This window comes from Parabacteroides chinchillae, from assembly GCF_900108035.1.
GTDB classification, from domain to species: Bacteria; Bacteroidota; Bacteroidia; order Bacteroidales; family Tannerellaceae; genus Parabacteroides; species Parabacteroides chinchillae.
On the sequence record NZ_FNVS01000014.1, the window covers coordinates 20,635 to 47,192 of the forward strand.

The 26,558-nt window shown below is 40.0% G+C and carries 25 protein-coding genes; 10 read left to right on the forward strand and 15 right to left on the reverse strand.

The window, feature by feature from the left end; genetic code table 11:
* Window positions 1-126 precede the first annotated feature (126 nt).
* From C4S38_RS11455 to rpsF, 5 genes are all read right to left on the reverse strand, one after another.
* Window positions 127-1,011: an MlaD family protein gene (locus C4S38_RS11455; RefSeq protein ID WP_103983854.1), complete on the reverse strand. Its 885-nt coding sequence runs from the start codon at window positions 1,009-1,011 to the stop codon at window positions 127-129.
* Window positions 1,012-1,056: 45 nt separating this feature from the next.
* Window positions 1,057-2,304 (reverse strand): N-acetylmuramoyl-L-alanine amidase family protein, encoded by a 1,248-nt coding sequence (locus C4S38_RS11460; RefSeq protein ID WP_103983855.1) that lies wholly within the window; start codon window positions 2,302-2,304, stop codon window positions 1,057-1,059.
* Window positions 2,305-2,483: 179 nt separating this feature from the next.
* Window positions 2,484-2,927: a 50S ribosomal protein L9 gene (gene rplI / locus C4S38_RS11465; protein WP_099463537.1), complete on the reverse strand. Its 444-nt coding sequence runs from the start codon at window positions 2,925-2,927 to the stop codon at window positions 2,484-2,486.
* 21 nt (window positions 2,928-2,948) lie between these two features.
* On the reverse strand, window positions 2,949-3,218 hold the full coding sequence (gene rpsR, locus C4S38_RS11470; protein WP_005637107.1) for a 30S ribosomal protein S18: 270 nt from the start codon (window positions 3,216-3,218) through the stop codon (window positions 2,949-2,951).
* A gap of 2 nt (window positions 3,219-3,220) precedes the next feature.
* Window positions 3,221-3,574 (reverse strand): 30S ribosomal protein S6, encoded by a 354-nt coding sequence (gene rpsF, locus C4S38_RS11475; protein ID WP_099463538.1) that lies wholly within the window; start codon window positions 3,572-3,574, stop codon window positions 3,221-3,223.
* A gap of 230 nt (window positions 3,575-3,804) precedes the next feature.
* Here rpsF and C4S38_RS11480 point away from each other — a divergent pair, with 230 nt between their 5' ends.
* Window positions 3,805-4,806: an alpha/beta hydrolase gene (locus tag C4S38_RS11480; protein ID WP_103983856.1), complete on the forward strand. Its 1,002-nt coding sequence runs from the start codon at window positions 3,805-3,807 to the stop codon at window positions 4,804-4,806.
* Between the two features lie 15 nt (window positions 4,807-4,821).
* On the opposite strand, the gene C4S38_RS11485 is transcribed toward C4S38_RS11480, so the two are convergent.
* Window positions 4,822-6,201 (reverse strand): protein kinase domain-containing protein, encoded by a 1,380-nt coding sequence (locus tag C4S38_RS11485; RefSeq protein ID WP_103983857.1) that lies wholly within the window; start codon window positions 6,199-6,201, stop codon window positions 4,822-4,824.
* Window positions 6,202-6,345: 144 nt separating this feature from the next.
* Between C4S38_RS11485 and C4S38_RS11490 the strand changes: the two genes are divergently transcribed.
* Entirely contained in the window at window positions 6,346-7,857 is a 1,512-nt protein-coding gene (locus tag C4S38_RS11490; RefSeq protein ID WP_103983901.1) for a capsule assembly Wzi family protein, read from the forward strand.
* A 10-nt stretch (window positions 7,858-7,867) separates the two neighbouring features.
* On the opposite strand, the gene C4S38_RS11495 is transcribed toward C4S38_RS11490, so the two are convergent.
* Window positions 7,868-8,605 (reverse strand): lysophospholipid acyltransferase family protein, encoded by a 738-nt coding sequence (locus tag C4S38_RS11495; protein ID WP_103983858.1) that lies wholly within the window; start codon window positions 8,603-8,605, stop codon window positions 7,868-7,870.
* Between the two features lie 137 nt (window positions 8,606-8,742).
* Here C4S38_RS11495 and C4S38_RS15950 point away from each other — a divergent pair, with 137 nt between their 5' ends.
* Entirely contained in the window at window positions 8,743-8,913 is a 171-nt protein-coding gene (locus C4S38_RS15950; protein ID WP_200817969.1) for a hypothetical protein, read from the forward strand.
* Window positions 8,914-8,977: 64 nt separating this feature from the next.
* On the opposite strand, the gene C4S38_RS11500 is transcribed toward C4S38_RS15950, so the two are convergent.
* Together C4S38_RS11500 and C4S38_RS11505 are read right to left on the reverse strand one after the other, a co-directional pair.
* Window positions 8,978-10,006: a threonine-phosphate decarboxylase gene (locus tag C4S38_RS11500; RefSeq protein ID WP_103983902.1), complete on the reverse strand. Its 1,029-nt coding sequence runs from the start codon at window positions 10,004-10,006 to the stop codon at window positions 8,978-8,980.
* Window positions 10,007-10,101: 95 nt separating this feature from the next.
* The gene (locus tag C4S38_RS11505; protein ID WP_103983859.1) at window positions 10,102-13,083 is read right to left on the reverse strand and encodes a glycoside hydrolase family 3 N-terminal domain-containing protein; all 2,982 of its coding nucleotides are present in this window, start codon (window positions 13,081-13,083) and stop codon (window positions 10,102-10,104) included.
* A gap of 398 nt (window positions 13,084-13,481) precedes the next feature.
* Here C4S38_RS11505 and rplS point away from each other — a divergent pair, with 398 nt between their 5' ends.
* The 4 genes from rplS (at window position 13,482) to C4S38_RS11525 (ending at window position 16,533) form a co-directional block, all read left to right on the forward strand.
* Entirely contained in the window at window positions 13,482-13,829 is a 348-nt protein-coding gene (gene rplS / locus C4S38_RS11510) for a 50S ribosomal protein L19 (RefSeq protein ID WP_005854040.1), read from the forward strand.
* 163 nt (window positions 13,830-13,992) lie between these two features.
* Window positions 13,993-15,201, forward strand: a complete 1,209-nt coding sequence (locus C4S38_RS11515; protein WP_103983860.1) for a sensor histidine kinase — start codon at window positions 13,993-13,995, stop codon at window positions 15,199-15,201.
* Window positions 15,198-15,959: a LytR/AlgR family response regulator transcription factor gene (locus tag C4S38_RS11520; protein ID WP_099463542.1), complete on the forward strand. Its 762-nt coding sequence runs from the start codon at window positions 15,198-15,200 to the stop codon at window positions 15,957-15,959. The genes C4S38_RS11515 and C4S38_RS11520 overlap by 4 nt, the downstream gene beginning before the upstream one ends.
* 133 nt (window positions 15,960-16,092) lie before the next feature.
* Window positions 16,093-16,533 carry a LytR/AlgR family response regulator transcription factor gene (locus C4S38_RS11525; protein WP_099463543.1) on the forward strand — a complete coding sequence of 147 codons (441 nt, stop codon included), beginning with the start codon at window positions 16,093-16,095 and terminating at the stop codon, window positions 16,531-16,533.
* A gap of 126 nt (window positions 16,534-16,659) precedes the next feature.
* Here C4S38_RS11525 and C4S38_RS11530 read toward each other — a convergent pair whose 3' ends face one another.
* Both C4S38_RS11530 and C4S38_RS11535 read right to left on the reverse strand, forming a co-directional pair.
* Complete coding sequence (locus tag C4S38_RS11530) at window positions 16,660-17,868, reverse strand: PorV/PorQ family protein (protein ID WP_103983861.1); 1,209 nt, start codon at window positions 17,866-17,868, stop codon at window positions 16,660-16,662.
* Window positions 17,855-19,171 carry a DUF4270 family protein gene (locus tag C4S38_RS11535; protein WP_103983862.1) on the reverse strand — a complete coding sequence of 439 codons (1,317 nt, stop codon included), beginning with the start codon at window positions 19,169-19,171 and terminating at the stop codon, window positions 17,855-17,857. Before C4S38_RS11535 ends, C4S38_RS11530 begins: the two co-directional genes overlap by 14 nt.
* A 240-nt stretch (window positions 19,172-19,411) precedes the next feature.
* Between C4S38_RS11535 and C4S38_RS11540 the strand changes: the two genes are divergently transcribed.
* Entirely contained in the window at window positions 19,412-20,413 is a 1,002-nt protein-coding gene (locus C4S38_RS11540) for a Kelch repeat-containing protein (RefSeq protein ID WP_099463545.1), read from the forward strand.
* Window positions 20,400-20,747: a DUF4907 domain-containing protein gene (locus C4S38_RS11545; RefSeq protein WP_234999363.1), complete on the forward strand. Its 348-nt coding sequence runs from the start codon at window positions 20,400-20,402 to the stop codon at window positions 20,745-20,747. The genes C4S38_RS11540 and C4S38_RS11545 overlap by 14 nt, the downstream gene beginning before the upstream one ends.
* Before the next feature lie 82 nt (window positions 20,748-20,829).
* Here the strand turns inward: C4S38_RS11545 and eno are convergent, their stop codons facing one another.
* Window positions 20,830-22,125, reverse strand: a complete 1,296-nt coding sequence (eno, locus tag C4S38_RS11550) for a phosphopyruvate hydratase (protein ID WP_103983864.1) — start codon at window positions 22,123-22,125, stop codon at window positions 20,830-20,832.
* 816 nt (window positions 22,126-22,941) lie between these two features.
* On the opposite strand from eno, the gene C4S38_RS16090 reads away from it, so the two are divergent.
* The gene (locus C4S38_RS16090) at window positions 22,942-23,295 is read left to right on the forward strand and encodes a hypothetical protein (RefSeq protein WP_234999364.1); all 354 of its coding nucleotides are present in this window, start codon (window positions 22,942-22,944) and stop codon (window positions 23,293-23,295) included.
* Window positions 23,296-24,347: 1,052 nt separating this feature from the next.
* On the opposite strand, the gene rplQ is transcribed toward C4S38_RS16090, so the two are convergent.
* From rplQ to rpsD, 3 genes are read right to left on the reverse strand one after another with little or no spacing between them, the layout of a single operon-like run.
* Window positions 24,348-24,836, reverse strand: a complete 489-nt coding sequence (gene rplQ, locus C4S38_RS11560) for a 50S ribosomal protein L17 (RefSeq protein WP_099463553.1) — start codon at window positions 24,834-24,836, stop codon at window positions 24,348-24,350.
* Window positions 24,837-24,844: 8 nt separating this feature from the next.
* The gene (locus C4S38_RS11565) at window positions 24,845-25,837 is read right to left on the reverse strand and encodes a DNA-directed RNA polymerase subunit alpha (RefSeq protein ID WP_099463554.1); all 993 of its coding nucleotides are present in this window, start codon (window positions 25,835-25,837) and stop codon (window positions 24,845-24,847) included.
* 11 nt (window positions 25,838-25,848) lie between these two features.
* The gene (rpsD, locus tag C4S38_RS11570; protein WP_099463555.1) at window positions 25,849-26,454 is read right to left on the reverse strand and encodes a 30S ribosomal protein S4; all 606 of its coding nucleotides are present in this window, start codon (window positions 26,452-26,454) and stop codon (window positions 25,849-25,851) included.
* Window positions 26,455-26,558: the final 104 nt, after the last annotated feature.

Sequence of the window (26,558 nt, forward strand, 5' to 3'; positions counted from 1 at the left end):
CTTCAAATACAATTATATGTGTTTATTTGAAGGCCTTACAGCCAATTTTAAGAAGTAAATTTATTGTCTCTTATTAATTAGAATGATTCTAAATAATTCTTCAATGTATAAGATTTTCAATACTTCTTAAAATACTGAGAAATGAACATAGCGTTTCGGGTTCTGACGCAAATCCAATAACAGCTTAGAAGCATTCTCCGTCGCGCCATTTAAATTTTCGTACAAAGCTTTATCATTAAGCAATAGTCCCATAGTATTATCACTCGAATTCAGTTTCTCTGTAGTCAGCTTCAAGTTATTCAATGTCGCATTAATAGAATTAACAGTAGTTGCCAAGTCCAGTTCTTTCAAATTTGCACTTACCTGAGAGAAATTGTCGGTCATTGTTTTCAAATTACCAACAATGACAGGAACGTCTTTGTCCAATAACGAATTCAATTTACGCGTAGAGACCTCCAAATTTCCCGTTGTTCTCTCAATATGATCAAATGATTGCGAAAGAGCCGGATGATTAACAAGCGTCTGTAAACCGGCTAAAATAGAATCCACCTTTGGAAGCATTTGTTCTATCTGGGGAAGAATATTTTCCTGTACCGCTTGCATCATATCTTCTCCCATGCGTCCTTCTATCGTTGATCCCGGTTTCAGATAATCATCAACATATGTATTCAGATGAATCTGCAACTCCGCACCACCCAAAAAGCTCTTGGTTATTACGATATAACTACCTTTATTAATTTTCATATTTTCTTCCAGATTAATTTCTACGGTTATCTTTCCGGTAGTATTATAATCATATATGATGTCTCTAACCAAACCAACTTTAAATCCATCCACAAAGACCGGGCTCGAAATTGTAACATCTTTTACATTATTGAATGTCACAAAATAATGATTAACCGGTTGAAATAAATTTATCCCTTTCAGATAATTAATCCCGAAATACAGCAATGCCAGACTTACTATTGTTACCAATCCGATTTTTGCCTCTTTAGTGAATACACTTTTCATTTTTTTAATTTATAAAATATATAATCTTGTTTCTTTACTACATTATCAATAATCTACCTTTATGCCATCTTTAAATGCAACAATGAAAGCATCCTTAAAATCTTTAGCCACATTTCTGCGCATCTTCCGTATTGCATTAAAGTCTGTCGTCTCCCCATAAGTATATTTATATATACCTTTCTCTTTATAAAAACCTACATTTTTATACCCTTTAAACTGTTTTGAATTTCCGGGTAACTTTTTATCTGAGGTGAAGATTTGAATTTTATATATAACCTTCCCGGAGGTATCAGAGTTCACACGACCTGTTGAAGATACAGATGCAGCCTGTGCCTGTTTTGTTGATTTATTTGACTGAGAAGTTTTTTGAGACTGAGATTCCCGCCTGTGTTTACGACGAATATCCTCTTCACTCCCCGGCGGAGGCAACTGATTTGTTTGTGATTCAATAACAGCTTGCGGTTCAGAAGAAGAACTCGTTGTTGACATCGCCACACTTCTTCCGGCTAACGCTCCTCTTCTTTTATCATAATCACGTTTATACTGATTAAATGCAATATAAATTGCCATCGCCAATTTATTCTGTCCATCAGCTGACCTCAAAAAGCGTTCTTCTTCCCGATTAGATATATACCCTAATTCAATGAGCACACTAGGCATACTCGTTTTACGAAGTACCAGAAAGCCTGCTTGTCTGACTCCTCTATTTGTACGCTTGGCAGTCACAAAGGCTTTTTGTATTTCCGATGCCAAACTAATGCTCTGCTCCATATGTTTATTTTGCATAAACTCAAAAATAATATATGACTCAGAAGAATTGGGATCAAAACCTTCATACTTTTGCAGATAATTATCTTCCAAAAGAATAGCCGAATTTTCGCGCATCGCAACTTCAAGATTTTCATCACTCCGGGCTAATCCCAAAGTATAAGTTTCGGTTCCGGCTGCAGAACTGCCCTTTTTAACAGAATTCGTATGAATAGAAATAAACAAATCGGCTTTATTTCGATTGGCTATGTTAGCACGCTCATCCAGTTCAATGAAACGATCGGTCTTTCTTGTATAAACAACACGAACATCATTATTATTATCCTCAACCAGCTGTCCCAACTTAAGGGCTACTGCCAGATTGATTTCCTTTTCATTTATAACAGCTCCTCTCGCACCCGGATCTTTTCCTCCATGACCGGCGTCTATAACAAGAGTAAATGTTTTCTCTTTTGCTTGCAATGAAGGCAAAAAACAAAACAAAACGATCAGTAAATTTACATATAGAAGATATTTCCTATCCACACCAAAAAATCTCTTACAAATTGGTGACAAATGTAATATTTTTTACCGATTAACAGGAGCCTTTTACGATAATTAAGTTAGTCCGTTTTAACCATAATGTGGTTATTTTCCCTGCTATACACATAAAAAAAGGACAGCCTTTTAAAACTGTCCTCTTCCTTATATAAGATATTCTTATATTATTCAGAAACTACTTCGAAAGGAATTTCTACAGAAACCTCCTTGTGAAGTTTAGCAATAGCTTTGTATTGTCCAACTTCCTTAACGGCTTCCTTGATATAGATAATTTTACGATCCACATCGTAACCAGCCTTTGCCAAAGCTTCTGCAACCTGAATATTTGTTACAGAACCAAAGATAGTACCTGTTGAACTGGTCTTAGCACCGATAGTCAAAGATACCCCCTCCAACTTAGCTGCCAAAGCCAGAGCATCGTCTTTAATTTTAGCTAATTTATGAGCGCGCTGTCTCATATTTTCAGCCAATACTTTCCTGGCAGATTCAGAAGCGATCACTGCCTTACCCTGGGGGATTAGAAAGTTACGTCCGTAACCGTCTTTTACTGTTACGATATCGTCTTTGTAACCTAAATTGATTACATCTTCTTTCAAAATAACTTGCATATTCTGTCTCCTCTTTTTTTATTATTTCATTAAATCGGTTACGTAAGGAAGCAAAGCCAAATGACGAGCACGCTTTACAGCCTGAGCCACACGACGCTGGAACTTCAACGAAGTACCTGTGATACGGCGTGGAAGAATCTTTCCTTGTTCATTCAGGAATTTCTTCAAGAATTCTGGATCTTTGTAATCGATATACTTAATACCGTTCTTTTTGAAACGGCAATACTTTTTCTTTTTAACGTCTACTGAAGGCGGAGTCAAATATCTGATTTCTGATTGAGTTGCTGCCATGATTAATTCTCCTTTACTGTTTCTTTAGATGATTTCAAATTTCTTCTCTTAGCTGCATATTCTGCTGCATATTTATCCTGACGGAAAGTCAAGAAACGGATAATACGTTCGTCACGACGGAAGTTTACTTCCAAAGTTGCGATTGTTTCCGGATTTGCTTTGAATTCAACCAACTGGTAGAAGCCTGTTGTCTTCTTGTCAATAGGATAAGCTAACTTGCGCAAGCCCCAATTTTCTTCATTCACAATTTCAGCGCCTTCTGCTTTCAGAAGAGATGTGAATTTCTCTACCGCTTCCTTCATCTGTGCATCAGACAAAACGGGAGTCAAAATGAAAACGGTTTCGTAATTGTTCATAAAATTTACGTTATATGATTAATAAAATTTTGCGGTGCAAAGGTAACGATAATATCTTAAACCGCAAACATTTCGACAATTATATTTTTCAGGCACAGAATGATCCATTAATTCATACAAGAAGAAAACAACTGCTTAAAGAAAATGATCTACTTTTGCAACCAACATTTATCAGCCACTTTTGTTTTTCATAAAGATAAGATCATCCATTAATCAAAATATAAAATAAGATGAAGCAACGTTTATTCTTTACCCTTTTGTTTACCTTATTCATTATAAGCATACATGCTCAATACGTTCCTGACGTATTGGGAGACGATTACTTGCGCCGTACTTTCCAAATGCCGGACGATTACGAAGGAAAAGTTGTATGCACATTAGTAAAAAAGCCGCAACTATCCGACGTAAAGCAAGCCGTACTATATATACACGGTTACAACGACTACTTTTTTCAGAAACAACTGGGAGACAGCGTAAATGCACATGGTTATAATTTCTATGCAATGGATCTTAGAAAATACGGGCGTTCTATCCTCCCCAACCAGAATCCTTTTTTCTGTAAAAGCCTGAAAGAATATTTTGCAGATATCGACACAGCATTAGCAACCATCCGCGCCGAAGGGAACAATCGGATTTTATTAATGGCGCATTCCACCGGAGGGCTTATCACCCCTTATTATCTAAATAGCAAAAAAGGGAGCTTGGCAGTAGACGGGTTAATACTGAACAGTCCTTTTTTGGACTGGAATTTTGGTTGGTTTATGGAGAAGATTGTCATCCCTGCTGTTTCATTTATCGGAAAGTTTTTTCCAAATCTGACAGTGCAGGGATACGGCGATCCTAATTATTCATATAGTTTATTGAAGCAGTATAAAGGAGAATGGGAATATGACACAAATTGGAAGATGATTTTCGGACATCCTAAAAAGGCCGGATGGATCTGCGCGATCCAAGAAGCACAACAAACAGTACAAAAAGGGCTGAAACTGGATTGTCCAATTCTGGTAATGTCTTCCAATAAATCTTTTCCGGAAAGCAAAGAATGGCATAACGAATATATGACATCCGATATAGTATTGAATGTACACGACATACAACAATATGGAAGTAAACTCGGGAACTATGTCACACGCGATACGATCCAAAACGGCATTCACGATTTAATTCTTTCGGAAAAGCCATACAGAGATCATGTTTACCATATTGTATTCAACTGGATAAAAGGATTATAAAATAATCTTTTCCTGTTACCCTCTCACTGCAGCCAAATGCTGACGCGCCAGATTATTCATGTCTTCAAGGATAAGACGATTAACATAACTAAAACTAAACCGGAAAAAGTAATCTCTCAAAGTTCCGATATTAGCAGGGAATGTCAAACTGTGCAACTGGTTCAATGCTATGAAAATATATCCTTCACGCGGTGCACGGTTAAACAATTCTATCTTAGTCTTATCCAGAGGTATAATATCACCCTCTATCTCAGCATAACCATTCATGGCTTCCGGCCATGAAATCAACATTTTTTTATCATAAACAGCCCATTTATAAGAATCTTTGCCGTTCACTTTTTCCGGCAATGTATTGGAATGATGTACTAAAATATAATCATTCTGCATCGTGTCATCGCAATGGATCCAAATATCCAGCACCTTAAACTCTGTGGAGTTATCAAATTTATAGAAGCCATTCTTTCCCACATGTGGAGAAAACACATTACGTTCCACATCGGTAAAATAAACAATGTGATTCCCGAAGAAATCCATCTTCGATATGAAATCCGACATCAGTTTACTTATTTTTTTATGATCCGTACAATGTACAAATTCAGGCAGTTCCTTCGGAAAGTTCTTTCTGCAAATCAAACTAAATTCCTGCATCAACTCTTTCGGATTTCGCTCTTTCTGGATTTCCACATAAGCCAGGATTTCATCCACAGTATGAAAACAGTCTTTTAAATCGGACGACAAACAACGTCTGACTACCTCGTCATACATTTTCAATCCGGGAAAAACACTGCTAACCGATGCGTCCACGTTCACTTCTCCCAAAGCATACCATTTCAAAACAGACCCGATAGTGTAAATATCATTGTTGGTTTGTGTTCTGCTATCGCCAAAAGCGATATCTGTCAGCACAAACTCATTATGGTTATCTATTAATATATTCTGAGGTTTTATATTCCGGTGCTCCACTCCCATACTATGCAAAAACTGAACCGTATCAGTCAGGAAATGAAACAACTTCACAAATATTTCAGGAGACAACGACGAACGGTATTCTTTCAAAGAACATTTATACAATTTCATCACCAATACCGGAATTTCTTCACTATTTACAGGCAGTAAGTCAAAATCAATGTATTGAACAATATTCCGGCGCGTTTCTAATAATGATATATTGATATATTCTTTTCTAAAATCATTCAGATAAGCTTTCCGATTTGCCTCATCATCGCCAATAAAAAACTTTAAAGCAACCACCGTATCATTAATCCTGGCTTTATAAACAATGCCGTTCTCACCACGTCCAAGAGGCATCGGCTCTAATATACAATCGCCCAAACCCAATGATAATCTATACCTTTCAGCTTTCACAAATTCCTCAAAAGTGTACTTATCAAGCATACTATACTCTATTTTAAATCAAGCCTTTAAGACAAAGATACAACTAATATTTTGTATTTTTATAAAGGTTAATACTCTTTTTTAAAACGCATGACAGCGAAAATAGATAAATACGTATCTTTGCAAAACAATAAAATGAAGACAATGAAATTAATGCGATTGATATTCATAGGTTTTGCTTTTTCCAGACTAACAACCGCCACTTTCGCCCAAAGCGAGAACAATACAGAAGATGCTACAACATATAAGGCCGAAGCCTTCGGATCTGTTGGCAGTGGAGACAATACGCCTTTCTGGATGCTTAGCAACCGATATGGAATAGTACCTCTGGATGCGAACAATGGCTTTCTAAATGCAGGTGTTTATCACAACCAACGATTCGGTAAAGGATTTCGCTGGGGTGCCGGACTGGAGGTAGTGGCAACCGCTCCGCGTTATCATAACATATTCATACAGCAAGCTTTCGCCGAAATAGGATACAAAAGCCTGTTATTAAGCATTGGAAGTAAAGAGGATTATTCATCTTTATGGGACAAAAATTTAAGTTCCGGTGATTTGGTACATTCTTCCAATGCGCGCCCTATACCGGAAATAAAATTAAGCATGCCTCAATTCACCGTTGTTCCGGGAACAAAAGGATGGATGCAGGTAAAAGGAGATTTTGCCGCTGGCCGTTCCTTTGACACGGATTATCTAGCAAATTTCACAAATAAACAGCAAGAAACAGGCACAACAAAAAAGCAAGTATACATCAAGAATGTATTATGGCATCATAAATCATTTTATATACAAATAAAAGATACCCAGAATGATTTTCCCCTATCTGGAACAATCGGCGTACAGGATTATGCACAATGGGGCGGAACATCCACCGATCCTAAAATAGGCGCCCAACCTCATTCTTTCAAAGATTTTATCCGTGTTGTATGTGGCAGTAAAGGAGGGGATAACGCCACTGTGTCGGATCAGATAAATGTACTGGGCAGCCATTACGGTTCTTACGATTTCAAGCTTAGCTTCACCAAAAAGGATTGGGCCGTACATGCCTATCACCAGCATTATTTCAACGACAAATCCGGCATGATATTCAATAACGGCACAGACGGATTATATGGCATACAAGTAGATCTCCCTAAACTTCCCTGGCTACGCAAAGTTGTTACCGAATATGTTCTGACCCGTAATCAAACAGGTCCAATGCACTTTATTGATTTCGATCACGACAAACATCCGGGAATAGGAGGTGGTAATGACGACTATTACAACAACTTGGAATATAAGACCGGACTCTCCTACTTCAACAGAGGATTAGGTTCTCCATTAATCATTTCACCCGAATATAATCAGAACGGAAAACTGGGGTTTACAAATAATCGCATCAAAGACTGGCACATAGGAGCAGAAGGTGATATTTCTCCACAAATATCTTACCGGGTTCTTTTTACAAAGATGAATGGTTGGGGAACATCCTATCATCCTTTCCGCAACAAGAAAGAAGGGACATCCAGCCTTATCGACATAACTTACACCCATCCCCGTCTGAACGGATGGACATTTACCGGATCTGTTGCAGCCGATACAGGAACAATGGTCGGCAAAAATGCCGGTTTCAGCCTACGTGTAGCCAAAAGGGGAATAATAAAAGCATGGAAATAAAATCCATGCTTTATTTATATTTATCCCAAAGAGAAGAAGCTATAATAGCTTGCGTCTTATCTGCCATTTCCTGTAATCCTTTATGGGAAATATCCATCCCGTCAGTAAATAGTGCCGGATGAATAACCATCTCCATCCGGTGCCGACAAACATTAATTGATCCGATCGGCAACACGTCAAACGGCCCATTCAATGTAATAGGGACAATAGGCAAATGCTGATCGGCCGCCATTTGGTAAGCACCTTTTTTAAAACGTATCATCTTTCCGGTATAAGTACGGGAACCTTCTGGAAAGACAACTACAGAAGCCCCGTTTTTTAAACATCGTTCAGCTTCTAAAACACTACGTGCAGCCGCTTTAGGTGTAGAGTTATCTACAAAAATAAAACCTGCAGCACGGCAAGCTGCGCCCACAAACGGAATTTTAGCTATACCAGCTTTCATTACCCATTTGACAGGAACTCCCAGAAAACCATAAACCAAGAATATATCAAAAGCCCCCTGGTGATTAGAAACAAACACATAAGATTGTTTGTGGTTAATATTTTCACGCCCTCTCACTTTTACCGGACAAAGAGCCAGATAACAGGTAAGCCTGGACCAAATCATGCCGGGATAATAAGCAAAGATTTTCTCGCCTCCGAGCAGGCATCCTATAATTACCGTCAAAGCTGTAAGTATTGTCAGTACCAAAAATACAGGTACAAAAAACAACCATAAATAAATCATGTAAAGAATCCGTACCATACGTATACTTATTATTCTACAAATATAAAAGCTAAATTGAAAGGAATTGTTATTTTTATTCCAAAATATTTTTGCAATCGGGTTATTATTACTTTATTTGCGGTAGAAAAGAAAATAATTATAAAATATCTATAACCATGAACGAGTTAATTAAAAATCTTGGGGTTATCGTACTCCTAATCGGTGTGATCATTCTGGCTGTACCTGCATTAACCGGAGGTATTTCAAACAGTATTCTTCTTACAGGCCTTGGAGTTATTATTCTGGGCTATATCGGTCATATCGTTATCAACAAAAGAATAGGATAAGACACACAAACTCCGAGAGATTAAAAATAAAAAAGGACGGCTCTATAAGACCGTCCTTTTTTATTTATTGTTGTTCCAACCATTCTTTCATGGCATTTACAAGTTCCTGGTTTTCGTCGGATTTCTGCGTAGACAGGCGAATGTAAGTTTCATCCAGCCCGCGGAAGTTTGAAGCATCCCGGATTAATATTCCATATTTACTCAGCAAATACTGTTTCAGATCGGCTGCCGTACCTTTCTTCAAGCGTACCAAAAAGAAAGTCGTAGCAGTAGGTATGACTTCCAGGCCATCCAATTTACTGAGCTGATAAATGAATTCGGCCGTTTCACGCTGCCATTTACGAATAGGCAAAGTAAACTGAGCCGGATGTATCAGGATATACTTGCTGGCCTCTATAGCCACCGCATTAACCGACCAGGGGATAATATACTTATTAACCTCTTCAATAATAGCAGGAGATGCAATCAAATAGCCAATACGCAATCCCGGTATATTATAAGCTTTGGATATAGACTGAACAATAATCAGATTTTCATGATTATAGATATCCGTCGGCTTCAACATGTCCTCCGTTGTAAACGCAACATAAGCCTGATCCACAATAAACTTAGTCTGACGGTTTGCAGCAATCAGAGACAATAATTCAGTACGGTGAATCAGTCTGCCATCCGGATTATTCGGATTACATATCCAACAGAAATCCTGTCCTTCCAACGATAATTCGGCCAAGTCATCAGAAGTAGAAAAGAAACTTACCTCATGCCCATGCAAACGGCAGGCATCTTCATATTCAGCAAAAGAAGGAACCGCAATCATCGACTTAGCCCCTTTCCATGCCTGAGCCAGCAAATAAAATGCAGTAATGGAACCATTCGTTACTACCAAGTTATTTTCTTTTATTTCATATCGGCGGGCCAGAAGACGCTTCAGTTGGGCTGCATCCGGTTCCGGATAGCGTGTCAACTTATCGAATTGCTCAATCAGGTTTACTTTCAGTTTGTCCAAATTGGCTCCGTGCCATACATTTGAACTAAAATTTATCTTTATTTCACTCTGAGAATTGTAGAAATCATCACCGTGTCCGAATAGCATACTCCAGTAGTTTTTATAGTAATTAATCATTCATTTAAAGATTCGCAAATATACTAATTATTTCGTGTTTACTCTACGTTAAACAAACAGACACTTTACTTTATCGCTTTATATATAGCGTCCTGTATTCTTGTGCGAATATCTAATGAACTCAATTTATTATTTGCCCGCGAAGGATTCACCCTATTACTCAGAAATATATAAATCATCTGATTATCAGGATCCACCCAAAAACAAGTTCCTGTAAATCCGGTATGTCCATATACCGAAACCGGCGTTTGAGGAGAGCAGGGAGATGCTTTCACATTACCAACCACCGGTTTATCAAATCCTAATCCTCTGCGGCATGTAGGGCTTTTGCTTTGCGTAAACAAACGGCATGTCTCTTCCGACAAATACCGTTCGCCTCCGTATACACCCTGGTTCAAAAAGAGTTGCATCACTTTAGCCAAGTCGTTTGCGTTAGAAAACAAGCCTGCATTACCGGAAACACCACCTTGAAATGCCGCCGCCTCATCATGTACATAACCTCTCAGTAACTGCCGGCGCACAAACTGATCGTCCTCCGTTGGCACTATTTGTAATGTATCCATCACCCTTAACGGATTATAAGTTGTATGCCATGCTCCTAACCCTGCATAAAAATCGTCATGAAGCAAACGATCCATCGGTTTCTTCATCTGATTTTCAACCATCATCTTCAGCAAAATAAAGTTAATGCAACTATAGACATATTTGCCACGCGTTCCTAAACGGGAACTCTTTATATCCTGAATTATAGTGTCTTTAAACGAATCGCTGATATAGAAATTACGGGCAACTTCGGTTGTAAATCCCGGCTTTTTCTTATCCGAAACCAAATCCGGATAATATCTAAAGTCATTGCGTACATACGTATTGGAATCAAACCGTACAGGATGGCTTGTATTCTTTGTGTTACTGTACAGACTTCCTTTATAGCTATTCCTATCGATTGCGTCAAGATAAAAATTGATGGAAGGAGTTAGTCCCGATTGGTGATAAAGTAAATCTTTAACCGGCAAATTCTGTTTATTGGAACCTTTCAACTCCGGGACAAAATCGCCTATCTTACTATTTAATGTAAACTTTTTTTCATCATAAGCTTTCATCACGGCCAACAATGTACCGGCGGCCTTCGATGCAGAAGCCAAATCATAAACCGAGTTATCAACCACATCCTGGGTCCCGCTAAACTCATAACGGCCAAACGATTTATCATAAATCACCATACCATCCTTAGCAACCAATACTTGACAACCGGGAAAAGCCTTTTTCGACAATCCTTCCGATACTATCAGGTCTATCTCATCCAAACGACCGGCATCCGCTCCCATTTCTTCCGGTTCATGGTAGCCAAGACGTGTCTTTTCCGTAAATATACCTGTCCCCGAATAATACAAACCCGGAATGGAAACCGGCAGCTTACCTTTAGCTCCTATACCTCCAAATATAACTTGGGCGGCATATTCCTGTGCCAAAGGTGTATTTTCATATCCTATTACCAACGCTTTGGCCTTCGTTGCAGAGTTTTTATAATCTTTACAAAAATAAGGAAGCGTAAAGAACGCATAGATCAGTTCTTTCTTTGCAGCCAATTGCCTCAAAGCAAGGCTTTCCGGAATACGAACCGTATGTACACTACAGATAATTATATCATAACCGGCAAGCCGGTTATATACGTTTTGTATATATGCAGCCGTAGAATTGCGTCCGATGCTAAAACAAGCCACAGTATCATAACGGTTCAACATCGCTTGGAACTCATTCCCAACCTCCCCGCCAATAGCCAAAGCAGCAATCTTCTTCTTTCCCAGCTGTTTCAGAGGAAGAACGTCCGATTCATTTTTCAATACCGTAATTGCCTCGGCATTAAGTTTAGCCGCCAGCCAGGCAGCATGCGGAGAATTAAGCCGTTTGGATAGTCCCTGTACTTTTACCGGACTATATTGATTCAATCCCGTAATATATTTATACCGTAATATCTTAAGACATTTGGCTTCTACCTCTTCAAGAGACAGAATACCTTCGTCTATAGCTTCTTTTACAGCCGAAAAATCATTTATAGGAGTTGCCGGTGCCAGCAAGATGTCATTACCAGCCAGAAGCGCTTTTACGGAAGGATTATCGGCCTTTTTAGTCGTAGCGCCTTTCATAGCTAATGCGTCGGTAAAGCACAATCCCTTAAATCCCCACTTATCCTTCAGTAACCCCGTTATTATCTTATATGATAACGACGCCGGCAGATTCGGAGTATTATCAAGCGAAGGTACATATAAATGCCCGGTCATTACGCCCGCAAATCCATTATCGACATATCTTTTAAAAGGCAACAGTTCCACACTGTCCAAGCGGGCTTGCGAATGAAAAACAGAAGGTAATGTTTTATGTGAATCATCCGACGTATCTCCGTGCCCGGGAAAATGTTTCGAAACAGAAATCACTCCCATTCCCTCCAGTCCTTTAGCATAAGCAATGCCCTTGTCTGCTACCGCATTTGGATCTTCGCCGAAAGAACGGAGCCCTATTACCGGGTTTTCCACATTACTATTTACATCCACATCGGGTGCAAAGTTAATCTGAATACCCAGTTCTTTACATTGACGGGCAACTTCCTTCCCATACTCTGTAATCAGATTATTGTCTTCTATTGCTCCCAGCATCATATTTTTCGGGAAACGGGTAGTACCGTTCAGGCGCATAGACAAGCCCCATTCTCCATCCAAAGATATAAACAAAGGTACGCGAGACGCTTTTTGTGCACGATTGCAAACTTCCGCCTGTGTAACCGGATTACCTTTTTGAAATAAAATACCGCCAATATGTATTTCATTTATGTAGCGCATCATCTTCTGTATATTCCTCGCATCAGACTTTGGATCCACCACAACCATGAACAGCTGTCCGATGCGCTCTTCATAACTCATTGCATCAAAAACAGAATCCACCCATTGGTTCATTTTCACTTTATCAACTTTCGCCATCAAATCAGGCTCTGCCTGCGCAAAACAACTTATTGCAAACCAACACAAACAGGCTGTATATATAACTTTCCTCATCACTCTTCGATACACATTAACCCTTCAAACATACAAAATAAATTCGACTTTTCGATTACGCATCCTGTATTTAGTGGTATTTGGTCTAACAACTTAACAGAACAAGGAAGGCTATCAAACCTGAAAAGGTAAGCAGCCAAACCGGTTCTAATACCATAAAAAATCATCGGGATGTTTTTCTAAAACCATCGGGATCATTTTTCAAAAACATCCCGATGATTTTAAAACGTATAGCGATAGCCCTATCCGGATGTCTTTTCTAAAAAACATCAATAATTTATTGCGTATCAAATAAATCTTTCGTTACTTTGCATCCGCTTTGCGTAATCTCTGTCGGGACATAGTAGCCCGTTATATTGCGTTTCATTCATAAATTACAATTAAAAAGCTATAAAACAATGGATTTAATTAAAATTGCAGAAGAAGCGTTTGCTACCAAGAAGGAGCTTCCTTCATTCAAAAGTGGCGACACTATTACAGTAGCTTACCGTATCAAAGAAGGTAACAAAGAACGTATTCAGCAGTACAGAGGCGTTGTAATCCGTATCTCAGGACACGGAGACAAAAAACGTTTCACTGTTCGTAAGATGTCTGAAAATGTAGGTGTAGAAAGAATCTTCCCGATCGAATCACCGTTCATCGAAAGCATCACTGTAAACAAAGTTGGTAAAGTTCGCCGCGCTAAATTGTATTATTTGCGTGCCCTTACCGGTAAGAAAGCAAGAATCAAAGAAAAGAGAGTTTAATACCCTCCGGTTCTATTGCATACAAAAGGCCGTCCGAATAAAATCGAACGGCCTTTTTGTTATAAAAAGGTGATTCACCGACACTTTTTGCCATTTCATCGATTCTCCTTCCTGCAAGCAAACAGATTATTTATCTTTGTTTCCCGTAAACAAAGAGACTGCCATGCAACAATCCAAAAAGAATGATCTGCTTATCGGATTTACTGTTTCTGTTTTGATCTCGCTATTTGTAAATTTCTCGATGTTAATGCGTAGCTACAACAAAGAGAATGAATTGGCAAATATGCCTAACATATTCCCCATACCTCCACAGGATAATTATTTTTTATACTTCTCCCTGATCTGGTTTTTTAGTTACGCCTTCCTGTTATTCATTGTAAACGATCAGTTATACCAGTTAGGTGACAAACTGTTCAAAAAGACCGAATATAAGACAATACTGCTGGTAATAGCTGTTAGTTTCGTCACGGCTTTCGTTATATTCAATCTATACCCTATCATCAACGATTTCATAATGATAGACATACTGGATAAAAAAAGCACTTTCTTCAATGCAACTACCGTACAAGCCACACAAACTACCATACATTCTTTCAGCATAGATGACATATTAGGCCCCCACTATGAGTTCAAAACAGAGGCACCGGACATAACTCCTATAAAACCATTTCCACATCCGTTGGTGACAGAACACCTGTTTGTATTGCTAACCATTATGCTGACAGCATTGCTATTCCGGCTACTTAACAGCCGGCAAGAGATGATGCTGGAATATGAGAAACTTAAAACCGAAAAGCTACAGAATACCTATAATGCCTTAATGGGACAAATCAACCCTCACTTCTTTTTCAATTCCCTGAATGGGTTAAATTCCCTCATCCAAAGCGAAGAGAAAGAGAAGACCCTAACCTATCTTGGTGAATTATCGAATGTATTCCGTTATATTCTGCAAAGCAACAAGAAAGGGCTGGTTACCCTGGCGGAAGAACTCCAATTTGTCAAGGCTTATACTTATCTGCTTAGTGTGCGGTACGAAGGGAAGCTCTTTTTCTCTTTTCAAACCGATACGCCTCTTCTACTATGGTATCTGCCTATACTGAGCATTCTGCCTTTAATAGAGAATGCTGTAAAGCACAACATAATAAGCAAGCAATATCCTTTGCAGATAGATATATACACAACATCTGATAATTTATTAGTTATCTCCAACAAGATACAACCCAAAGCCGAAGAAAGCTCGGGCAGCGGCATCGGACTTAAAAACCTGTGGGGGCGTTATCGCATGCTGACAGGCAAAGACATCCAAATCTCAAACCGGAAAGAATATTTTAAAGTATCACTCCCTTTACTTAACTCACCCGTACGATCATGAATGCAATTATCATAGAAGACGAAACGGCTGCCGTAAGCAGTCTGAAAGCCATACTGGAACACAACAACGTGATCGATATTAGCGTTATCGCAGAGCTCGAAAGTATCGAAGAAAGCGTCAGTTGGTTCAAGTCGCACCCTCATCCGGACATCATCTTCATGGACATACACCTGGCGGACGGATCGGCTTTTAAGATATTCGAGCAGGTGGAAATAGGTTCGCCGGTTGTATTTACTACGGCATACGACGAATATGCACTGCAAGCCTTCCAGGTAAGCAGTATCGACTATTTGCTGAAACCCGTTACGCAGACATCTTTGGAGCGTGCATTAAACAAACTCCGCCTTTTTGATCCCGAAGAGCGGAAAGCCCACATACAAAACACAAACAGTACAATCCAGAACCGCCATACGGTAAAAAGCCTTCTCATTATGCTGGCCGATAAATTCTATCCGTTACCGGTGGAAGACATTCTTTATTTCTACACTTCCAATGAAAAAGTAACGGCTTATACTTCCGACGGAAAGACTCATCCTGTAGACCGCACCCTGGATACCTTGAATGAACAACTGGACGAAAAGATATTCTTCCGGGCCAACCGCCAGTTCATCATCTCGCGTAAAGCAATAAAAGACATCGATCTATGGTTTGGCAGCCGTTTGTCTGTCAACCTGACCCTTCCCGTACCGGAACGCATTATCATCAGCAAAACCAAGACGCCGGTATTTAAGAAATGGATTCTTCTGGAAGAAGGATAGAAGCGGAAGTCTTTTCACCCCTCCAGGGCGGGCGTTTCACCGCCAAAGTTATACCACTTATCCGGCCTTAACCTTTGTTCACCGAAGTTTCAGGTTAATTTGCCGGTGATAAAACAAGAAAGGAAGAAACGCTATGTTGAAATGTATAACCTTTGATGGAGATGCCTCCACATTAAACACCCTGATGGGCTATTTCGAGAAGTTGGACAAAGCTCTGGCCGATGTACACGAAGTACTGAACAAAGAGCAAACCGAGCAACCAATCTTTGTGCGCGAAGGCAGCCGGATCATTCGTCTGCACCGTGACGAGATTCTTTTTCTAGAAGGATATGGCGACTACGTCAAGGTTCACCGCACAACAGGCAAGCCTCTGCTCTCGCAAGTCAGCCTGAAACGTTTTGAAGAATATCTCGACACGCAAAGTTTCTGCCGCGTACACCGTTCCTATATCATTGCCCTTGCCCAAATAAACTATATCGAACGGAAACGGATCCGTATCGGACAAGAGCTGATCCCGATCAGCGATTCTTACCTGCCGGAACTGATGAACAGGCTGGCTCTGCTAACCTGCTAATGGTGGAAGTCTGTCACCTTATGCCGTGGGAGTCTATCACCTTATGCCGTGGGAGTCTGTCACCTTATGCCGTGGGAGTCTATCACCTTATAGGGTGATACACTATCACGAAAAACAGTCTTTCTTTCAGAGCTTCACTTTATACAAACGCTCGCCTAATGTGTAGGTCACCGTAGCACCTATAATTCTTCTATCCAGCATATTACCCTTCCACAAAGACCGTTCATAGAAGAGCGCTGCATTTACCTGTCCGCCCAGTACCGGCATTCCCAAACCGACACTTACACGATAAGCATTTCCCGATTTTCCGCGAATCTGCATATACGGAGTAGAAAGATTTATTCCGGCTTTATAAGAGAAACGCCTCCATACGCTTTCGGACAGAAAGCCATTCGGAGAATAACAGACTCCGGCACGCAATTCGTGTGTATCCTTAAATTTCACCAAATTATCGTCCGATACCAGAGAGCTATATTCCCGGAACGTATAATCGAGCGCATACGTCATCTTTTTATATTGCCATGCGCCGCCCAAACCGATAAACTGAGGAAGATATTGTTTTTGCTTCTTCTGCTTCTGTTCGGTTACAGCTTCGCCATTTGTAATGGTAATAGAGTTACTCATACTGATTCGCTGACGGTACCCGTAAACAGCACCCAGCGTCAGGGCACTTTCCTTCCCTATGGAACGATGATACTGAAGTCCGAAATCGGCCAGGAAAGCCTGTGCAAACGAGGTTTGGCCTATCGACATCGTACTCTGTTTTTCCGTCTGCGTAATATTGCCGAATAAATAGTTCAGGTTTACGCCAATCGACAAATTCCGCGTCAGCATAAAAGCCTGCGTAAGATGCGCTTTAGAAAGCCCTCCATCACCCTCAAAAGTACTCTGGTAATACGTATTGGCAGAACCTTCCAGCGGTTGCGAACTCTGGAAATAATACCCCACAAAGCTATAGGGAGTAACTCCTGCAGCCATATACCATCGCGGCATAATCCGTCCGCCTAGCAAGAAGGCCGACATATTGCCCGATACGGCATGGTTAGAATTGCCGCCCGATTTATAAGATTCACTTTTCAGGAATACAGATGCTTCGGCCATCAAGGAACAACTATCCAGAGCGGTCAAACCCGCCGGATTATCACTGTTAATAAGAAAAGAACCACGCATGCCATACGCTACATTTCCCATACCCACATTCTGTCCGTACAATCCGGAGGCAATCTCGCCCACTCCAAACATAGAATATGGCGATGAAGTCATTACATTCTGGGCAACGGCCGAAGTTGCCATCATCAGGAAAACAAATGCAGTGCTTCGCTTAATAGCTTTCATAAATCTTATAGGTTAGTTGTAATACAATAGGAGAACGGCCATTCTGGTCGCTGAAAGTAAGATTTCGGAAAGTGCCTGTATAATCGTCGGAACTGAATACAAATTGCAGGTTGTGTTTATACATGCCTATTGTACCCAGTTCTTCCTGCATAAAATCGCTTACATCGAAATAGTAATACGTATTCCCCTTATCCGCATCATTCCGTTCCAGCACACCGCTTTGCACCTCAGAGCCAAGATAGTCTTTTACTGCATCGGTCACCACATTATTCTCGTCCGCAATATAAAGATAGATACTGTCCGGCAGCGGATTAAAGTCGGAATAGGTTGACGGATCAGGATAGATTTTCAACAAAGCCTGATCTATATGTACCTGTTCGCCATGCTGCATAATATTATTCAGAAAAGGAAACTCCAAACGTGTGTACCAACCCAATCCACAGAAAAGGAATCCCTTATCATCGAGTAACGACGAAGATATCTCTACTTGCTTAGACGGATAACCCTCCAGCAAAGTTCCTGTACGGTCATGGTCTATATGGTTAAACTGAGTGTCTGTATTAGGTTGTATAGACAGCGTCCTTTCCGTTCCTATCTCTCCTATAACATGATAATGCAGGTTCAGCAAAGCCGAAGAATCGGATACACTGAACGAAAGGAGAGATTGGCTTTCCGTTTTCTCAGGAATAATAACGATCCCCTTGAAATAATCTTCAAAACGGTCGTCCGATACCAAATCGTCCCGATTATGCAGCCGGGTGAGCAAGTCTTGTCCGATAGCATCCGAAAGGCGCACTTCCAACCGGTCGCCACTGCCCGGCTTTGGCTTGAAAGAAACAACAGCCAGCGGATCGGTATCATACTGCACCGAGGAGTTATTATACAGGTAATCGTTATCGTTCAGTACGATTTTCTCTGTCAGCTTATGGATACTGAATCGTTGTACCAGTGCGGTATCGCCTATAAAGTGGCCATTGTACGACAAAGACAGCATCAAAGAATCCAAGACTACAGACTCTGCTATATCCGTCTCATAGCTTGGATGCTTGTATGCAATAAAAGAAGAAGAAGAGACAGTTCCCCAAAACGGATGCGTATACTGTCCTATCAGTGCAACCTCTTTGCCGGAAGTCTCCAAAGAGTCGATCAGCACGGAAGTTATATTTACCGTGCAAGTATCTATTACCACATTCCTGAAAGAAGATTCTACCAATCCGCTCCCAAATGTATTTGCATCATCATAACATGACGAGACTCCCAGCAGAAAGAGCAAAGGGATAAAAACCGACGATTGTCTATACATAGAATTATACTTATTAATTTGCCTTCGGACTATTATTCCTGATTTTTCTGCAAAGGACATGTTAATGCACCTCTCATACAAGAATAATCGACGAACACGCTCTATTATTCTGTCAAATGGTTTATCTCCTTTCTCTGCCCGTTCACCGAACGGATATGGCTATTGGTCGATTTTAGTTGTATAACCCGCAAAAGCCTCGTTCATTTGCGTCTGTAAAAGAAATCGTAACATGTTTATAGAATGACACACAAAAGATTATTCACACTCTTACTCATTATGCTGCCAGCCATTTTTACGGCTTGCTCAAGCGACGATGATGATGATTTAATAGGTAAATGGTATCGCGTCTCCGACTTTGACGGATTAGCACGCAGCGATGCCTCGTCTTTTACTATAGGTAATAAAGGCTATCTGGTTTGCGGGTGGACGGGAAAGAAATGTCTCTCCGACTTATGGGCCTACGATATGGAAACAGATAGTTGGACACAAAAAGCCAGCTTTCCCGGAACTGCCCGCTACCTCGCCACAGCTTTTAATATTGGCAACAAAGGTTACCTGGGAACCGGTTTCGACAACGAAAGCTACTACAACGACTTCTGGGAATATGATTCTACAAACAATACGTGGGAACAGAAAGCTCCTTTTCCCGGATCAGCCCGCCGTGGAGCTATAAGTTTTGGTTTAGGCGGTAAAGGATATATTGGTAGTGGCTTTGACGGCAACTACTTGAAAGACTTCTACAGCTTCAATCCCTTGTCTAACAGTTGGGAGCAGATAATCAGTATCGGAGGAAGCAAGCGTACCGGCGCAACCTGCTTCGTTATTAATGATGAAGCCTATGTTTGCTGTGGGCAAAATAATGGAGACTATGTAAAAGATTTCTGGAAGTTCAATCCATCCAGCGGTACATGGTCACAGTTACGCGACATTGCCGACACCTCGGATGATGATTATGATGACGACTATAACATTGTACGCACCAACGGAGTTTCTTTCGTAATAGATGGCTCTGCCTATATAAGCTGTGGAGAAAGCGGAAGTTTACGTAGCGACACGTGGAAATATAATCCTCAGACCGACTTGTGGGAAAACGTTGCCAAGTTTAAAGGAACACCCCGGACAGCAACAGCTTCTTTCTCGTCAGGTGAACGGGGATTCATAGTATCGGGCAAAAGCAGCACTCTTCAATTTGATGATATTTGGGAACTTCACCCTTATGAATATGATGATGAAGATTATTAGAAGTAGGAAAACACGGCTGCTTACAGCCTGCATGTTGCTTTTGCCGATACTGTTCACTCTTTATTATTTCCGTTCCGGAGAAATGGGGTCTCCGGACAAACGGCAACTGGAGTTGCAAACTTTTCAATTGAGGGATGGATGGGGTTACCGGATTATGATGAACCGGAAGATGTTGATATACCAACCCACCATCCCTGCAATTGATACATTGATGCCTTTTCCCGATCAGGCCAGCGCACATGCAATCGGTTCGATTGTTTTAGAGAGGCTTAATGCCAACCGGGATTTTTCAATTACAAAAGGAGATATAAAAGCGCGCTCTCATAAACATTAACATAGGTAAAACACACTCATGAAAAAGGCCGACTAGTAATAGCCGGCCTTTTTCTTTAACAATAGTTATCGTAATTACAAAATCAGCAATTCTTGCACTTCTTATATGTTTTATATCCATAAGTGGCAAGGCTGCCCAATTCTTCTTCAATGCGAAGCAACTGATTATACTTAGCCATACGGTCAGAACGGCTTAAAGAACCGGTCTTAATCTGCCCGGCATTGGTAGCTACTGAAATATCAGCAATTGTAGCATCTTCCGTCTCACCTGAACGATGTGAAGTAACAGATGTATAGCCATTGCGGTGAGCCATCTCGATAGCATCCAAAGTTTCAGTCAGAGTACCAATCTGGTTTACTTTAATCAAGATGGAATTAGCACAACCATTTTCAATACCTTTCTTCAGGAATTCCACATTAGTAACAAATAAATCGTCTCCTACCAGCTGGCATCTTGAACCCAGTGTAGAAGTAAGCATCTGCCAACCGTTCCAATCATTTTCATCCATACCATCTTCGATAGAATCAATCGGGTATTTGCTTACTAATTCAGCAAGGTAAGTAACCTGCTGCTGAGCGGTACGCTTTGCACCTTTAGTTCCTTCAAATTTAGTATAGTCATAAACACCGTCATGATAAAATTCAGACGATGCACAGTCCATTGCAATAGTGACATCCTTGCCCGGTTCATAACCTGCAGCTTTGATAGCAGCCATAATAGAATTCAGGGCGTCTTCCGTTCCTTCCAATGCGGGAGCAAAACCACCTTCATCACCTACAGCAGTACTCAATCCACGATCATGCAGCACTTTCTTCAAAGCGTGAAAGACTTCAGCCCCCATACGCAAGCCTTCGCGGAAACTGCTTGCACCTACCGGACGTATCATAAATTCCTGGAAAGCAATAGGAGCATCAGAATGTGAACCTCCGTTAATGATATTCATCATCGGAACAGGCATCACATAAGCATTTGTACCCCCTATATATCGATAAAGCGGTAAATCCAGATAATTTGCAGCAGCTTTAGCTACAGCAAGCGAAACACCAAGCATTGCATTAGCACCCAAATTGGATTTGGTTTTCGTGCCATCAAGCTCTAACAATTTCTTATCTATTTCTCTTTGGTTTAAAGCGCTCATGCCGAGAATAGCAGGAGCAATTACTTTGTTTACGTTCTCTATGGCACGCAATACACCTTTGCCACCATAACGTTTTTTATCACCATCACGCAATTCAATCGCCTCGTTTTCACCCGTAGAAGCGCCGGAAGGAACAGCCGCACGGCCAAAAGCGCCGGAAGCCAAATGTACATCTACCTCTACTGTTGGGTTACCACGGGAATCCAAAATCTCTCTACCTACTACTTTTATAATTTCCATATTTACTAATTATTAATAGTTCTATTTTTCATGTCCTGTACAAATATAACAAAAGGAAGGTGCAGATTGTTGACAAATCCCCATCGAGTTTCTTTATCTTTTAATAGATACACATTTATTGATCTGTTAATTCCCTAACCCCTGTTGATTATACATCAATATCTACAACAAATACCAGTATTCTCATTACCTTACGTAACAGCCAGAATTCAAATGACGGTAATGAGCGTTTTGTCAAGATGGCAAGCAGATTACTTGAGCTATGCCTGTTAAAAGAAAGCAATACACTTCAACATATTTCCGAAAATGTAACCGCTTCCCATCTTTTAAACTACTATTCGCTTCGTAATCGTGCAGGTTATTTGGTGTACGCTTTACGAAAACTCCTTATTTGATTGAAAATAAATAGAATGAACCCTTACCGTAGATCACGGAGAGAAGGGATAGGACTATGTATGCCTTTGGCACACATAACGCTTTCATCTATTTAATAATCAATCAAATAAACATCGCCATGGATACAAATAATAAATTAATAAAAAACCGCCAACAGAGTTTCTGCAAGTATCGTCATATTATCCTGTTTAATCATAGCCATCTGCTTTTATAAGTTTGTATTAGGTAATCCGGCTAACTTCATGGACAATAACCCGGGCAACTATTTCGGAACAATCTATAAAGGCGGATTTATTGTTCCTATAGTTATTACCTTATTCCTTACTGTCCTTACGTTAAGTGTCGAACGACTCATTGCTATAAGTAAATCCAAAGGGAAAGGTAACTTGTTTTGGTTTCGTCCAGACTATAAAAAAGCAATTGGAAGCAGGCAATATCGAAGAAGCATGCCAACTGTGTAATACTCAAAAAGGTTTTATAGCCAATGTTGTAAATGCAGCCCTACTTCGTATAGCAAAAAAGACAAAACAGTTACCGGATTATACTCGTAATAGAGGTTTGGATAAAGCGAAACTCCAACAAATGATTTTACAGTATCTTCAGAATGCTGGTTCGGCAGGAGCTAAACGAGATGCAATATTTGATTATCTCAAAGATGTGCTTCCTAAAACCAAGACTTCTGAACAACAGGAATGGATGGTAGGAAATATTCTCGTGGAGATGAAAGATGCAGGGATAATCATTCTGAAAGGCAGAATATGGTATATGAAGTAGTTGTAATACCAATGTTTTCGACTAAACCAAATGAATTACGACTATTTACGACTAAATAGAGCCAATTACGACTAAAAGTAGTCAATCTCTTTGCCTGTTCAAGGATTTTGACTACTTTTACCTACAGAGTTATTTGACAGTAAAACACCGCAAATCGCTGAAAATCGCACGGTTTCCAACTCGTTACCGTTGTTTCTCAAATACTCCGTTAAATATTTATTCCTCAAACGGTTGTATCAGACTGTTGAAAATCTAAAATAAAATATTAACGCTGCTTATTTATAAAGGTCATAGAGTGCGGCGTTCCACAAATAGGGACTTTAAATAGACCCACACTTTGTCACCTTCTGTCACCATCTTCGGGGCTTATCCCCAAATTGCAAAACGATCTAAATTCGGTTATATATTATTGTTTTACATATCATTACACCATTATCTCGAAATCATACCTGTAACGCTTTAGTGCTTCCGGCGAACACTTTTTTATTACTTTTGGCTTGACCCAAAAGTAACCAAAAGGTCAAGGCTGCACCGTCAGGGCTACTTCGGCAAAAGACTTCGCTTAACCGGCGGAACTCGCTACGTTCAGATAACCGCTGGTTTCGTCGCTGCATCTTTTACCTGCGTTTAACGCCCTGCCGCTGATGCCGCTAACGAGAAAACTGCGCTCTTTCTCTGTTATGGCTTTAGCCTGATTTCAATTGCCGTCTGCTTCAGCGGACGGATTAAGAGGAGATATATCTGTGTATTGACTTTAGCCAAACCCTTTTCTGGAAATTCTATATTGTCTGTATGCAATAAATTGCTTATTCAGGCATTAGGAAAAGTGTTCGCGGAAATGTTAAAATAAAATCCGCATTGACCGTTTTTAGGAGTTTAAAAACTGCGTTAGTATGATGTAATATTGCCTATAATAGCATGTTGTTTTACTCATAATCTGAGCGTAGTATTTTTACAAGTTATATCTGCCCAATTTACAAAAAAAAGAGACTATCTAACCTTTTATTGTTAGACAGTCCCTTTTCGTATTTTACTTCAAAAGAATAATTTTCTTATTCTGCAGCTTTTTCTTCTGTTTCAGCTGTAGGAGCAGCCACTTCTGTTTCAACAGCAGCAGTTGACTTTTTACGAGAACGTCTTGTTTTAGGCGCTTTCTTAGCAGCAGAATCCTTCAACATGTTTTCGTTATAATCTACAAATTCAATGAAGCACATAGCCGCATTATCACCTAAACGATTACCTGTCTTGATAATTCTGGTGTAACCACCTGGGCGATCTCCGATCTTCTGTGCAATTTCTTTGAACAATTCCGTTACAGCATATTTATCCTGCAAAGTACTAAATACCATACGTCTTGAGTGAGTTGTATCCTCCTTAGACTTGGTAATAAGTGGTTCTACAAACTTACGAAGCGCTTTTGCTTTTGCTGTTGTCGTAAAGATTCTCTTATGCTTAATCAAAGAAGAAGCCATATTCGAAAGCATCGCGTCACGGTGAGTGTTTGTACGACCTAAATGATTTATTTTTTTATTATGTCTCATCGCTTTACTTACTCTTTATCTAATTTATATTTTGTGATATCCATACCGAATGAAAGGTTCAAGCTCTCAAGCAATTCATCAAGTTCAGTGAGTGACTTCTTTCCAAAGTTACGGAACTTCAGTAAATCATTCTTATTGAATTTCACTAACTCACCTAATGTTTCAACATCTGCAGCTTTTAAGCAATTCAATGCACGAACAGAAAGATCCATATCTGCCAATTTGCTCTTCAACAACTGACGCATATGAAGTACTTCTTCATCGAATTCTTCATTACCATCAGTATCTACGGTCTCAATTGCAATCTTTTCATCTGAGAACAACATAAAATGATGAATCAGAATCTTAGCAGCTTCTTTCAATGCTTCTTTCGGATGAATAGAACCATCTGTGGCTATTTCAAGAACCAATTTTTCGTAGTCCGTCTTTTGCTCAACACGGAAGTTCTCAATTGAATACTTAACGTTACGGATAGGTGTATAAATAGAGTCGATTGCTATAACATGAATGTCGGCATTCGGATCTCTGTTTTCATCAGCCGGAACGTAGCCACGACCTTTATTGATCGTCAGTTCAATTTGAAAACTTGCGTTCGGATCTAAGTGGCAAATAACCAAATCCGGATTCAAAACTTCAAATCCTGTCAGTTGCTTACTTATATCACCAGCTTTGAACACTTCCGAACCCGAAACAGTAATACTTACTTTCTCACTCTCAATATCGTCTACGATATGCTTGAATCGAACTTGCTTCAGATTCAAGATAATGTTAGTTACATCCTCTATTACACCCGGTATCGTCGCAAATTCATGATCAACACCGTCGATTTTTATGGATGTAATAGCAAAACCTTCAAGTGACGATAGGAGAATGCGGCGCAAGGCATTACCAATAGTAATACCATAGCCGGGTTCCAACGGACGAAATTCAAACTTTCCGAAGAAATTGTCCGCTTCCAACATTAATACTTTATCGGGTTTTTGAAATGCTAATATCGCCATGGAATCAATTATTATTTAGAATACAATTCTACGATCAACTGCTCTTTAATGTTTTCAGGAATATCAGTTCTTTCAGGCAGATGCAGTAATTTTCCGCTTAAAGATGACTGATCCCACTCAATCCATGGGTATTTGCTGTGATTGAAACCAGATAAAGCATCAACTACAACTTCCATAGATTTAGATTTTTCTCTAACACCAATAACCTGACCGGCTTTAAGAGTATAAGAAGGGATATTTACAACCTTACCATCCACTGTAATGTGGCGGTGAGAAACTAACTGGCGTGCAGCAGCTCTTGTCGGTGCAATACCCAAACGATAAACAACATTATCCAAACGAGCTTCCAATAATTGAAGTAACACTTCACCGGTAATACCCTTTGAACGAGAAGCCTTATCAAACAGGTTTCTAAATTGTTTTTCCAATACACCATAAGTGTATTTTGCTTTTTGTTTCTCACGAAGCTGAATGCCGTACTCAGAAGTTTTTCTTTTTCTCAAATTTCCGTGCTGTCCCGGAGGATAATTCTTCTTAGAAAGAACTTTATCCGGTCCGAATATAGCCTCACCAAATTTACGGGCAATTCTTGTTTTTGGTCCAGTATATCTTGCCATTTTTTTATTGTTTTAAATGTTCTGTGTGAATCTGGAACCGTGCAGCCGCGATTACAGAGAGGATAAGGTCAATATGCAATCTATTCACAATTCCGGATTCAATG